The organism is Frigoribacterium sp. AC394 (assembly GCF_979258095.1).
The window spans coordinates 1517829-1531115 of record NZ_OZ409834.1 but is presented as its reverse complement, the minus strand read 5'-3'; the positions used below and the strand labels follow the sequence as shown (position 1 = coordinate 1531115).

The window sequence follows — 13287 nt, the reverse complement described above, 5'->3', positions numbered from 1 at the left end:
ACCGCCGCGCCGCAGCACCACACGCACCACCCGCACCAGGCACGACCCGCTCCGGCACCACCGCTACCCGCACCGTTCCACCCGCACCGCACCTCCTGCACCATCAGCTCCACCGCTCCACCCGCACCACCGCACCACCACCCCCACCCGACAGTCCCGCCGAGAGAGGCGCCCCGTGACCTCGATCGACCTGAAGCTGCGCCCCTCCCGGGCCGCGGCGGCCGCGTCGATGACGGTTCCCCGGGGCGCCTCCGGCTCGTGGCCGCACTGGGTCCGACTCCTGCTCGCGACGCTGGCGCGCACCGTGCTCGGCACGCTGATCGGCCTGCTGCTCTGGGCCGCCGGCCCCGCCATCATCGGCTGGACCCCCACCACCGTGATGACCGGCAGCATGGAGCCCCGCATCAGCCCCGGCGACATCGTCGTGGCCAAGCCGGTCGCCGAGACCGACATCCACCGCGGCCAGGTGCTGCTGTTCGACGACCCCGACAAGGCCGACCACCTGCGTCTGCACCGCTACCTCGAGAACGGCACGGGTGCCGAGATCGTCACGAAGGGCGACGCCAACCCGGCGGCCGACTCGACCCCGATCACGCGGAGCGCCGTCGTCGGCGTGGGGTTCCTCCGCGTGCCGTACCTCGGCATGCCGTTCGTCTGGGCCGCCGGCGGGCAGTACGGTCACCTGATCATCGTCGGCAGCCTGCTGCTCCTGCTCGTCGGAGCCTCGCGTCTCGACCGCGACCTGCACCGTGACGCCAAGGAGGCGCGGGGCCCGTCGATCAGGACCACCCGCAGGTGGTTCCCGGCTTCTGCGTCCGCCACCAGCGCCTCCTCGGTGGCCGTGCACCCGGTCGGCACCTCCGTGCCTGGCGCGTCCTCTTCTGCCCCGTCCTCTTCTGCGGCGACCCGTCGGGCCGTCCGTCGCCGCGAGCGTCGTCTCCGCCGACTGCGCGGTGCCGCCGGTGCGCTCGCCGTCGTGGGTGCGGCCTCGGGTCTCGCTCTCACCCTCGTGATCGGCGGCGGCGCCGGTGCCGCGTACTCGGCGCCCGTCGCGAACCCGACCTCGAGCTACACCGCGGGCAGCAGCTACGACTGCCTCAAGGAGTCGTACAGCAGCGAGACCTCGTACGGGTTCCCGTACAACGAGCTCTCGGGCACGACCACCACCGACGGCAGCACCTTCGCCCGGGTCGGCACGCTGACCTCGGGTGCCTCGTTCGTGACCGGTTCGTGCGCGAAGAACGACAGCCCCTCGCTGCTGCTCGACGGGTCGACCGGCCAGGTCACCACGGCCGTGAACCTCACCGGTCAGGCGTCGTTCACCGTCGAGACCTGGTTCAAGACGACCTCGACCCGTGGCGGCGCGCTGGTCTCGTTCACGCCCAACCAGACGGGCACGGCCACCAGCGCCGACCGCGCGCTGTTCCTGACGAACGCGGGCAGGATCGCCTTCGGCGTCCGCCCCACGACCTCGTCGGTCAAGACGCTGACGACCCCCGCCGCGTACAACGACGGCGCCTGGCACCACGTCGTCGCCACCCTCTCGAGCAGCACGGGCGCGGTCGTCTACGTCGACGGCACCGCCGTCGCCAGCGACTCGACGTCGCGCACGGCGCAGAGCGCGACGGGTTTCTGGCGTGTCGGCTACGGCCCGCTCGGTAACTACACCGGAGCCCCGACCAGTGCGTTCTTCGCCGGGCAGGTCGACGGGACCACGATCTACAACAACTCGGCGCAGACTGCCGCGACCGTGCAGTCGCGGTTCGCCGCCGGGCACTGACGCGGCGCCTCTCCCCACCTCGCCTCGCCTCGCCTTTCCCTGCCCTGCCCTGCCTTGCCGCCGTCGCCGCAGTCGCCGCAGTCGCCGCAGGGTGGAGGGTCTTGCGGAATCGCTATTACGTCTGCATGCGCAATAGCGCGGAGGTGATGGCGGTGGCCGGAGGGTGGAGGGTCTTGCGGAATCGCTATTACGTCTGCATGCGTAATAGCCCGAGAGTGATACCTGTTGCCGGAGGTCGCCTGGCACGGGACCTCCTCGCACGGCACCTCCTCGCACGGCACCGCCCCGCGGCACCGCTCCGCGACCTCTCCCGCAGCGTTCGGGCACCCCTCCCCACCCTGCGAGACTCGACGCATGCCCCTTCAGATCAACGACGTCTACGTCGACGGCCGCCTGCACGTCTCCCCCGAGACGCTCGACGACACGTACGCCGCGCTCGCCGACACCGGTGGCACGGCATGGGTCGTGCTCTCCGAGCCCGACGCCGCCGAGCTCGACTCGCTGGCCCGCCAGTTCGACCTGCACGAGCTCGCCATCGAAGACGCCGGGTCAGGGCATCAGCGCGCCAAGCTCGAGCGGTACGGGGCGACGCTCTTCGTCGTCGTGCGCCCGGCGGTCTACCTCGACGACGAGGAGACCGTGGCGTTCGGCGAGATCCACGGCTTCGTCGGCGAGAACTTCTTCGTCGGCATCAACCACGTGTCGCACATCGACGCCCGCCACGTCAGCCGCGGGGTCGCCCGCCTGCGATCGAAGCCCGACCTGCTCGGCGCCGGGCCGCAGGCCATGCTGTGGGCACTGCTCGACGCCGTCGTCGACGCCTACAAGCCCGTCATCGACGGCCTCGAGAACGACATCGACGAGATCGAGCAGCAGCTGTTCGCCGGCGAGCCCGGCGTCTCGCGGCGCATCTACGAGCTGTTCGGCGAGGTCGCCGACTTCCAGAAGGCGTCGCGCCCGCTGATCGCGATGCTCGACGGGCTGCTGCGCGGCGGCGAGAAGTACCGGGTCGGCACCGAGCTCGAGCGCCGACTGCGCGACGTGCAGGACCACGTGATCCGCGTCGTCGACCGCGCCGACACGTTCCGCGCCGTGCTGCAGAACGCGCTGGCGCTGAACGCCACCCTCGTCGCCCAGGACTCGAACGAGGTCACGAAGCGCATCTCGGCCTGGGCCGCCATCCTGTTCGCCCCGACCCTGGTCGGCGCGATCTACGGCATGAACTTCGACGTGATGCCCGAGCTGCACTGGGCCTGGGGGTACCCGTTCGCGTTGGGTCTCATGGTCGCGATCGCGGGCGGGCTGTTCGGGGCGTTCCGCTGGAAGCGCTGGCTGTAGCGCCGTCGCTCCCCGCCTCGGCTAGCGGCCGAGCAGCGCGTCGAGCCGCGGGGCGAGACGCACCGCGAACTCGTCGGTGACGTGATTGGTGTCGCGGTAGACCAGGTGGTTCCAGACGACGGGTGAGCACACGTCGGTGCACATCCAGTCGGTCGTCGCCTGCCACGAGGCCCCCGCCGCGAGCGCGCCCTCACGATCGGCGTTCTGCGAGCCGGCGTCGACCAGGGCGGACGTCGGGAGAGCGCACGCCCCGACGTCGTCGAGGTGGGCCGAGACGCACACGGCGGGCCGCGCAGGCCAACGGGGGGTGTCGCCGACGACCACGACCCGGGTCGACTCGGGCAGGGCGTCGATGAAGCGGGTCAGGGCGGCCTGCCAGGTTGCGTCGAAGTCGTCGGGCTCGGTGACGAGGGCGCGGTAGCCGCTCACCGCGTGCGAGATGACGACCGTGTCGACGGGGTCCGCCTGCAGTCGTGACAGGACGTCGGCCGCCCAGTGCCGGCAGGCGGTGAACTCGCCGGTGCTGGTGGGGTGCTTCACGGCGAGATCGACGACCGGGCAGCTCCGCTTCGTGTGGACGATCAGCTCGTCGCCGAGCCTCGTCGCCCGCGAGGCCAGGGGCGAGAACCACTGTGCCGCGTGCGAATCGCCGACGAGAGCCGTCGTCTCGCCGCCGGGCGTGCCGAAGGTGCAGCCCGGCGAGACGTCGACGTCGTAGTCGACGTGGCAGTCGCCGTCGTACAGCTCGGGCAGGGATGCGTCGACTCCGGCCAGGGTGGGGGTCATGTCGGACGGCACGAACGGCGTCGCGACGGGGCCCGACAGCACGTCGGCCACGGTGGGGTCGCCCACCTGCCGCTCGGTGCTCAGCACGGGGTCTGCCAGGACGGTCGCCGACAGCGAGACGACCGCTGCGGCCGCGAGGATCCCGCTGAGCATCGAGGTGCGCGGGCGCCACCGGGCGAGACGGGGGAGGGCTCGACGCTCGAGCGTCAGGTGGGTGGCGACCGACAGCGCCACGGTCGCGAGACCGACGGCGGCGAGCTCGAGGGGGCGCAGATCGCGGCCCAGCGCCGCCGCGGGCACGATCAGCAGGGGCCAGTGCCAGAGATAGAGGGGATACGAGGCGTCGCCCACCGCGGTGAGCGGACGTCGTGCCAGGAGGCCGGTGGCCGTCGGCCCCGTCGGCGCCGTCCGCCCGGCGGGGGTCGGGGTCGTCGCCCTGGTCGAGCCCGCCGCGAGGACGAGGGCGGTCGCGACGACGGGGACGAGGGTGGCCGCACCCGGGAACCCGGTGGTCGCGTCGAACACGGTGATCGACGCGACGATGCCGCCGAGGCCGAGCCAGCCGCCGGTCAGCGAGAGCCACCCGGCGGGCAGCGCCGCCCGGGTTCCGAGGCAGGCGAGGAGCGCGCCGACCCCGAGCTTCCCACGCGCGACTCGGGAGGGAGAAGAACGCCCACGGCTGCGACACCGTCACGAGCCAGAGGCACAGCCCGAAGGAGGCGGCGGTCGCGACCCCCACGACGGCCGTCAGTCGTCGACGCCCCCCGATCGCGAGCATCACCGCGACGACGATCGGAAGGGCGACGTAGAACTGCTCTTCGACGCCGAGCGACCAGAAATGCTGGAAGACCGAGGGCGAGCTCGTGCTGAGGTAGTCGGTGCCCCGCTGCGCGAAGACGATGTTCGCGACGCCGACGGTCGAGGCGACGGCGTCTCTGAAGGTCGAGCCCCAGAGCAGCGGCGGCGCCCAGACTGCGACGGCGAGTGTCGTCGCTGCGATGACGAGCAGGGCCGGCGGTGCGAGCCGCGACACCCGTCGGGCCCAGAACCGGGGCAGCGAGATGCGCCCGGCGCGCGCGTGCTCGCGGAGGAGGTTGCCCGTGATGAGGAACCCCGACACGACGAAGAAGACGTCGACCCCGACGTAGCCGCCCGCCAGGCCGGGCACCCCGACGTGGTAGAGGATCACGGCGGCCACGGCGACCGCACGGAGCCCCTGGATGTCGGCACGTCGGGTGTGGGCCGAGCGGCCCGTGCTGTCGACGGGTGAGCGTCGCGGGCGGGCCGGGTCGATATCCATCATGTCAGAATACAACATGACGGTCACTCACGCCACTGAGTGGGACCCGCCCCGACTCGCCGCGCGATCGGGTTGGCGAGCGTCCCCGCGTAGATCAGCGACGACGACTGCGCCGCCAGATCGACCATCTGCCGGGCGTCGCGCAGCTGCAGCCGATTGAGGCACGAGTGGTCGAACCGGTCGACGCGCAGGTCGAGCGCGTCGGCCAGCGCCGGGTGCTCGTCGGCGTGCCGGTCGACGCACTCGGCGACGAGCCGCCAGAACTCGCGGGCCGGCAGCACCCCGTCGTCGTCGAGGGCCGCCGCGAGGTAGCGGAACACCCCGTCGAAGACGTCGGTGAACACGGCCAGCGCCTTCTCGCGGTCGTCGACGGGCTGCACGATGCGCTCGACCAGGGGCGGCACGTCGCGGGGAGCCAGCAGCACGACCTCCTCGCCGATGTCCTTCATGAACACCGCCGTCGGCACGTGCCCCTCGAGCACCAGGATGAGGTTCTCGCCGTGCGGCATGAACGCCAGCTCGTGGGCACGGAGACAGTGCACGACCGGTCGCAGGTAGGCGTGCAGATACGAGCGCACCCAGTCCGCGGCGCTCAGCCCCGAGGCCCGGACGAGCGCCGACGCCAGCAGCCCGCCCGCCGCATCGCGGTGCAGCAGCCCCGCCATCGTCATGAGCCTCTCGCCCGGGGCGGTCAGGGGCACCGGGCTCTCCCGCCAGAGGGCGGCGATCATCTTCCGCTGCGGCGACGGGGTCGTGGTGCGGTGGTACGCGTCTCCGGTGTAGCCGATGGAGGCGCGCTCCCTCAGGATTCGGAACCGCGCCTCCTGCAGGGTCGCATCGTCGGCGACGAGCCCGTGCACCCAGTCGTTGATCGCGGGCGTCGGCCGCATGTAGGCGGGCGACAGCCCCCGGAGGAACCCCATGTTCTGGATCGCCAGCGCCGTCTTCACGTAGGCCCGCTCGGGGTGCGACCGGTTCGCGAGCGTGCGGATCGACTGCTGCGCCTGGTAGTCGTCGTCGCCCTCGCCGAGCAGCACGAGGTCGCGCCGGGCGACGTCGGGCGCGAACGTGATCGCGACGCGGTGCTGCCACTGCCACGGGTGCACGGGCAGGTAGTGGTAGTCGGCCGGGTCGAGGCCCTTGGCGGCCAGGGTCGCGGCGAACCGCGCGAGGGTCCGCTCGCCGAGCTCGGCGCCGAGCAGCGTCTGCTCGTCGAGCCCGTCACCGAGCGCGAGATGCGTGCCCGACCGGCGGGCGGCCAGCCAGACGAGGCGGATCGGGGCGGCCGTCTCGGGCGCGTAGGCGCGGAACTCGTCGAGCCCGAAGCCGATCCGGCCGTTCGCCGCGACGAACGCCGGGTGGCCCTCCGTCATCGCCGCCTCGATGGTCTGGAAGTCGGCCGTGGTCAGCTGCTCGGCCGTCGGGCCACCCTGCAGGCGCTTCGCGGCCGCGCTCGCGAGCGTCGACGAGAGCTCCTCGAGGTAGACGGCCATCAGCTCGTCGGGCAGTCCCAGCACGCTCTGCAGCTCGGCGATCAGCTCGAGCGCGTCGAGCTCGGCGGGTGCGCCGTCGATCTCGCGCGCGACGCTCGGCTCGTCGACCACCCAGTGCTCGAGCTCGTGCACCCGGGCGCGGAACCGGTAGACGACGACCGGGCGCGCCGACGCCGTCTCGGACGAGGAGGCGCGGGTCGGCCCGCCGGGGCCGCCCGCCCCCTCGACGGTCAGCGACCACCACCCGCCGCCCTCGTCGTGCGGGGCGACGAGTCGCTCGTGCGCGAACTCCGACAGCGACTTGGCGACCAGATGCCGGTGGGCCCAGCCCATCGGCCCGGGCGCGAGGTGGGCGGCCGCGGTGTCGTCGCGGGTCAGCACCGACAGCCGTGCGCGCTTGTCGGGCAGGTCGACGTCGCCGACCGCCCGGAACCCGACCTCGTCGTTCTTCACGGCGATCCGGATGTTCTCGACGTCGGGCTCCACCACGATCCGCCGCGCGTCGAGCCGCTCGAACACGAAGCGCACCACCGTCGCCATGATCGCCGACGTGAGACCCGGCACCCGCTGCTCGGGCGGCGGCGCCGGCGCGACGAGCAGGTGCATCCCCACATCGCCCGGCTCGGCGTCGTGCACCTCGGTCAGCAGCACGTGGGCGGGATCGTAGGTCTCGACGAAGAACATCGGCTCGCCGTCGACGCGGCCGAGCCAGGCGTCCTGGTGCGGGTCGGCGGTCACCGCGGCGACGTACCGGCGCACCTCGTCGGTGCTGACCCCGACCATGCCCCACGACTCCGACGCCGGGTGCGACAGCCAGCGACGCAGCGGCACGGCGAACGGCTCGGGGTCGAACGGTTCGAGGGTGACCAGACCGCAGGAGGCGCGGTGCGAGAACGGCGCGACCCGCGCCTCCTCGGCGGCGACGGCGGGGGCGGTGAGGATGCTCATCGGGCGACCTCCCCGGTGGGCAGGCCGAAGGTCTGGAAGACCGTGCGGCGTTCGACGGGGTAGACCTCGCGACCGGTGATCGACTCGATGATGCTCGAGGCGCGCCAGGCCGCGAAGCCGAGGTCGGGGGCCGTGAGGCCGTGGGTGTGCTCCTCGGCGTTCATGACGAGGAGGCGGCCGGCGGCGGTGGCGTCGATCGAGTAGTCGCGGGCGACGGCGAGGCGACCCCGCTCGTCGCGGGCGACCCGGTCGCCGAGCGGATCGAGGAACCCCGGCACGCGGGGCGCGTACCCCGTCGCGAGCACGAGCGCGGCGGTCTCGCGCAGGGTCGTCGTGCCGAGCTGGGCGTGCCGCAGGGTCAGGGTGAAGACCTCGCGGTCGGCGTGCCACTCGGCGGCGACGAGCTCGGTCTCGGTCAGCAGAGTCGTGTCGAGCGGGCCGTCGAGGGTGAGCCGGTAGAGCGCCTCGTGGATGTCGTCGACCAGGTCGCCGCTGATGCCCTTGTAGAGGCTGCGCTGCTCGCGACCCAGCCGGTCGCGCTCGTCGGGCGGCAGCGCGTGGAAGTGGTCGGTGTACTCCGGGCTGGTCAGCTCGAGGGTGAGCTTCGTGTACTCCATCGGGAAGAACCGGGGCGATCGGGTGACCCAGTCGAGGCGGTGACCGGTCTGCGGCGCGGACGCCGCGCCTCCTCGGGTCGTGTCGAGCAGATCGCGGTAGATCTCGGCGGCGGACTGCCCGCTGCCGACGATCGTGACCGAGTCGGCGTCGCGCAGCCGATCGCGCTCGCCGAGGTAGTCGGCGCTGTGCACGACCGGGCCCTCCAGCCCGCGGACGGCCCCGGGGAGGCGCGGCTCGGTGCCGATGCCGAGCACGACGTGCCGGGTGCGCCACGCCTCGCGCTCTCCGGTGGCGGTGCGCTCGGCCTCGACCAGCAGGGTGCCGTCGTCGAGCTCGGTGACCGCGGTGACGCGCCGCCCCCAGCGCAGGGTGTCGAGCTGATCGGCGACCCAGCGGCAGTAGGCGTCGTACTCGGCACGCAGCGGGTAGAAGCTCTCGCGGATGTAGAACGCGTAGAGACGACCGGTCGCCTTGAGGAACGCCAGGAACGAGAAGCGCGAGGTCGGATCGGCCATCGTCACGAGATCGGCCAGGAACGGCACCTGGATCGTCGCGCCCTCGATCATCATCCCCGGATGCCAGCGGAACCCATCGGCGGCGTCGACGAAGACGGCGTCGAGATCGTCGAGCGGATCGGTGAGCGCGGCGAGACCGAGACCGAAGGGGCCGATGCCGATCCCGACGAGGTCGTGGACGTGGTCGGGGGTGCGTGGGGCGTCGGCCTCTGCTCGGTCGGCGGTGCGTGCGGCGGTCATCGGGCCGACCCCTCGGCGGTCGGCGCAGCGGCGAGGTCGTCGCTCTCGAGCAGTGCGGCCGAGGAGGCGCGGATCAGGTCGAGCACGCCCGTCACGTCGGCGAGACGCGACTCGGGATCCAGCAGCGTGAGCTTGAGGCAGGGGCGCCCGTCGACGACGGTCTTGGCGACGACGGCCCGACCCGACTCGAACAGCACCCGACGGACGAGCGGCACGAGCCGATCGGCGGTCTCGTCGTCGACGTGCGACGGCTGCCAGCGGAACAGCACCGTGCTGAGCTGGGTCTCGGCGAGCAGATCGAACTCGTCGTCGTCGCGGAGGACCCCGTGCACCTCGGCGGCAAGGTCGACGACGCGGTCGACCAGCGCGCCGACCTCGTCGGCGCCGAGCGCGCGGAGGGTGGCCCAGAGCTTCAGCGCGTCGAAGCGGCGGGTGGTCTGCAGCGACTTCGCGACCTGGTTCGGCTCGGGGTCGGCCAGCGGGTTGAGGTAGTCGGCGTGCCAGGCGACCGGGTCGAGGTCGTGGCCGTCTCGCACGACGATCGCGCTCGACGACACCGGCTGGAAGAACGTCTTGTGGAAGTCGACCGTCACCGACCGGGCGCGCTCGATGCCGTCGAGCAGCCGCCGACGGGTGGGCGACACCAGCAGGCCCCCGCCGTAGGCGGCGTCGACGTGCAGCCAGACGCCCGTGCGGTCGCAGACGTCGGCGATGGCCGCGAGCGGGTCGATGCAGCCGCGGTCGGTGGTGCCGGCCGTCGCGACGACGGCGATCGGCAGATGCCCGGCCTGCACGAGCGCGTCGAGCGTGACATCGAGGGCGTCGGGACGCATCCGCCCAGCTCCGTCGGTGGGGACGGTGACCACGGCGTCGTCGCCGAGACCGAGCAGACGCGTCGACTTCTGCACGCTGAAGTGGCTCTCGGCCGTGGCGATCACGACCATGCGGGCCAGCAGATCGTGCAGCGACGGGGAGCGCGGGGCGGAGCGGCGGCCGGGGGCCTCCTGCTGCTGCACCCGCGCCTCCTCGGCCCTGGCCTCGGCTCGCGCCCTCGCGGTGGCGCGCTCACGGGCGAGGAGGAGCGCGTGCAGGTTCGACTGCGTGCCTCCCGAGGTGAAGACGCCGTCCCGGGTCGCCGGGTCGAAGCCGATGCGGCCCGCGGTCCAATCGACGAGTCGGCGCTCGATCAGCGTGCCGACCGCGGACTGGTCGTAGGTGTCGACCGACGGGTTGATCGCGGCGAGCACCGCCTCGGCGGCGACCGCGGGGAGCGCGACCGGGCAGTTGAGATGCGACTGGTAGGCCGGGTCGTGGAACCAGACGGCGTTCGCGGCGAAGAGCTCGTCGACCTCGCGGAGGGCGTCGGCCGTGCCGGTGCCGGGGGCGTCGAGGTCGACCGCCTCGACGCGGCGCTGCAGCTCGGCGCGGCTCTCGCCCGAGAAGGGCTGCCGGGTGGTGCGGAAGCGGTGCGCGAGACGGTCGACGACGGCGGTCGTCTCGGCGGCGTAGGCATCGGCGGTGGAGGCGTTCAGCAGATCGGACACGGGGCTCCCGGTGGTGCGTGGACGCCGCCAGGCTCTCTGACGGCGCCGCCCAGGTTAGGTAAGGCTCACCTAAGTGTCAAGCGCGGGATGGGGCTGCTGCGGCGTGTCGCGGGATGATGAAACCGGCTCATGGTCAGGGGTTCAGGTGATGTCCTCCGAAAGGGCGACGCGGGGGTGTGGGCGTGCCGAACCCGACCGGCGAGGGCGCGTGCGTGCAAATCGCGACCGTCGGGGGGCGCGTGTGTGCAAATCGCGACCGTCGCCGCGCCTCCTCGGTCGGGGCGTGCCGAACCCGACCGGCGGGGGCGCGTTCGGCGTGCCGAACCCGACAGAAGGGCGGCGGCACGCCGGGCGAACGCGGTTTTCGGCGGGTCGAGGAGGGCGTTCGGTCGCGAATTGCACATGCGGGGGTGGGGCGCACGGGGGTGGGGTGCAAGGGGGTGGCGCACGCGGGGCGGGGCGCGGGGGTGGGGCGCTCACGGCGGCGCAGCGGGTCAGACGGCGGTGACCTCCAGCAGCACGAGGCTCTCGGGGAACAGCACGGGCGCCTGCAGCCCGCCGAGGCGGAGGGCGCGCCCCGGCACGACCACGCCCTCGACGGCCCACGCCAGCGGCGACTGCCCGGGCCCGCCGAGCACCCCGGTCGGCTCGGCCAGCGCGACGCGGTACATGCGCTCGTCGTCGAGGCCGGGCAGGGTCATCGGCCCGGGCGGGTAGCTGGCGCTCGCCGTCACCTGCGTGAACGTGTAGAGCGCGTGCCGCCGGTCGGGCGACACGACGCCGCGCAGGTCCATCGACGCGTCGGGCAGGTCGGCGTGCACGGCGGTGCCGTGGTGCAGCAGCTCGCGGTGGCGCTTGTGGGTCGCCACCCAGCTCGTCAGCTCCGCCTCGACCTCGGGCTCGAGGCTCGAGATGTCCCACTCGATGCCGAAGTGCCCGGGCAGCGCGACGCCCGCGCGCAGCGACAGGTCGTGGCGGCGTCCGGTCGAGTGCGACCGGGGGCCGCTCACGTGGGCGCCCATCAGCTCGTAGGGCACCAGCAGGTTCGTGTACTTCTGGATCGTCAGGCGCTCGATCGGGTCGATGCAGTCGCTCGCCCAGATCCGATCGGTCCGGGCGAGGATCCCGAGGTCGACCCGCGCTCCGCCCGACGCGCAGCTCTCGATCTCGACCGACGGGTGCCGGCGGCGCAGCTCGTCGAGCAGTGCGTACAGCGCGACGACGTTCTCGTGGACCGCGGGGTGCGCGGGCGAGCCGGCCCCCGCCTCCATCAGGTCCCGGTTGTGATCCCACTTCAGGTAGGCGATGTCGTTCTCGCGCAGCAGCGAGTCGAGGCGCTCGAGCAGGTAGGCCGACACGTAGGGGTTCGACAGGTCGAGCACCTGCTGCTGGCGCCCGGACATCGGGAGGCGCGGGCCCGGTCCGAGGATCCACTCGGGGTGCGCACGGGCCAGGTCGGAGTCGGGGCTGACCATCTCGGGCTCGACCCACAGGCCGAACTGCAGACCGAGACCGGTGACGTGCTCGATGATCGGGGTGAGGCCGTCGGGCCAGACCTCGTCGTCGACGTACCAGTCGCCGAGCGCCGACGTGTCGTCGCGGCGACCGCGGAACCAGCCGTCGTCGAGCACGAAGCGCTCGGCGCCGACCCGCGCCCCGGCGTCGGCCAGAGCGCTCAGGCGGGCGAGGTCATGGTCGAAGTAGACGGCCTCCCAGGTATTGAGGGTGACGGGCCTCAACGACGACGGATGCTGCGGACGGGAGCGCAGGAGGCGGTGGTACCGACCCGAGAGCTCGGTCAGCCCGTCGCCCCACGAGCCGAGCGCCTCGGGGGTCTCGTAGCTCTCGCCCGGGCCGAGCCGCACCTCGCCGGGGGCGAGCAGCTCGGACACCCGGGTGTGGACGGCGCCGGCGATCGTCTTCTCGACGCCGACGCGGTGGTTGCCACTCCAGGCGAGGTGGACGGCGTGGACGAGCCCGCGCTCGAAGCCGAAGCCGGGGGTGCCGGCGGCGAGCACGAGGGTGGCGTCGGCCCCCGGGCGGCCGCGGCGGCTCTCGCGATCGTAGCGCCCGACGGTCAGCGCGTGCCGCTGGGGGGTGCGCTCGCGCAGGTGGCGACCCGTGGTGTCGAGCACCTCGCCGGCGGTGTGCGGCAGCGGGAAGCTCGCGGCGAGCTCGTGCAGGTCGTAGACGTCATCGCCGGTGTTCGTCAGGCGGAGGGTCTGGTGCAGCAGGCCGTGCTCGTCGAGGCGCAGGTCGACGCCCAGGCGGAGGCGCGCGTCGGCGTCGTCGGCGGTGATGGTGAGCGCGGTGACGGTGGGCGCTGAGGTGTCGGAGGTGGCGGCGTCGGCGTCGGTGGCGGCCTCGGTGACGGTGAACGCTGGTGCGAACGCTGCACCCGCACGACTGCCGATCAGACCCGGGGTGCCCTGCCAGCCGTCGTGCTCGAGCGGCAGCACCGTCAGTCGCGCGGGGTGGTCGAGGCCACCCGAGACGCGCTGGGGGCGGGCCGATGCGACCAGGCCGACCAGCGCCTCCTCGGAGACGTCGCCGAGATCGGGGCCCCAGTAGACGATGGCGGGCAGGGACGCACGCGGGGCGTCGAGCACGACGCTCGTGCCGCCGAGCCGTAAGTGCAGGGCAGGGGTCGAGTCGTCGCGTCTTCGCATGGATTATTTCTATGGCGAAACGAATGGGCGTGTCAAGTCCCGGGCATGCGCCATAC

The 13287-nt window shown here is 72.8% G+C and carries 7 protein-coding genes and 1 pseudogene; 2 read left to right on the top strand and 6 right to left on the bottom strand.

Annotated elements, in window-relative coordinates:
- Window positions 1-175 precede the first annotated feature (175 nt).
- Entirely contained in the window at window positions 176-1780 is a 1605-nt protein-coding gene (locus tag ACZZY9_RS07085) for a signal peptidase I (protein WP_463463557.1), read from the top strand.
- A 354-nt stretch (window positions 1781-2134) separates the two neighbouring features.
- Window positions 2135-3118 carry a magnesium and cobalt transport protein CorA gene (locus tag ACZZY9_RS07080; protein ID WP_192060830.1) on the top strand — a complete coding sequence of 328 codons (984 nt, stop codon included), beginning with the start codon at window positions 2135-2137 and terminating at the stop codon, window positions 3116-3118.
- A 21-nt stretch (window positions 3119-3139) separates the two neighbouring features.
- Here the strand turns inward: ACZZY9_RS07080 and ACZZY9_RS07075 are convergent, their stop codons facing one another.
- The 6 genes and pseudogenes from ACZZY9_RS07075 to ACZZY9_RS07050 form a co-directional block, all read right to left on the bottom strand.
- Entirely contained in the window at window positions 3140-4429 is a 1290-nt protein-coding gene (locus ACZZY9_RS07075) for an acyltransferase family protein (RefSeq protein ID WP_463463556.1), read from the bottom strand.
- Window positions 4430-4574: 145 nt separating this feature from the next.
- A pseudogene (locus tag ACZZY9_RS07070) lies at window positions 4575-5204 on the bottom strand (acyltransferase family protein); the annotation flags it as partial.
- A 23-nt stretch (window positions 5205-5227) separates the two neighbouring features.
- Window positions 5228-7645, bottom strand: a complete 2418-nt coding sequence (locus ACZZY9_RS07065; protein WP_463463555.1) for a GNAT family N-acetyltransferase — start codon at window positions 7643-7645, stop codon at window positions 5228-5230.
- Window positions 7642-9018: a lysine N(6)-hydroxylase/L-ornithine N(5)-oxygenase family protein gene (locus tag ACZZY9_RS07060; RefSeq protein ID WP_463463554.1), complete on the bottom strand. Its 1377-nt coding sequence runs from the start codon at window positions 9016-9018 to the stop codon at window positions 7642-7644. The genes ACZZY9_RS07065 and ACZZY9_RS07060 overlap by 4 nt, the downstream gene beginning before the upstream one ends.
- On the bottom strand, window positions 9015-10562 hold the full coding sequence (locus tag ACZZY9_RS07055) for a pyridoxal phosphate-dependent decarboxylase family protein (protein WP_463463553.1): 1548 nt from the start codon (window positions 10560-10562) through the stop codon (window positions 9015-9017). The genes ACZZY9_RS07060 and ACZZY9_RS07055 overlap by 4 nt, the downstream gene beginning before the upstream one ends.
- 494 nt (window positions 10563-11056) lie before the next feature.
- Window positions 11057-13231, bottom strand: coding sequence for an alpha-galactosidase (locus tag ACZZY9_RS07050; RefSeq protein ID WP_463463552.1), 2175 nt, complete (start codon window positions 13229-13231; stop codon window positions 11057-11059).
- Window positions 13232-13287 lie beyond the last annotated feature (56 nt).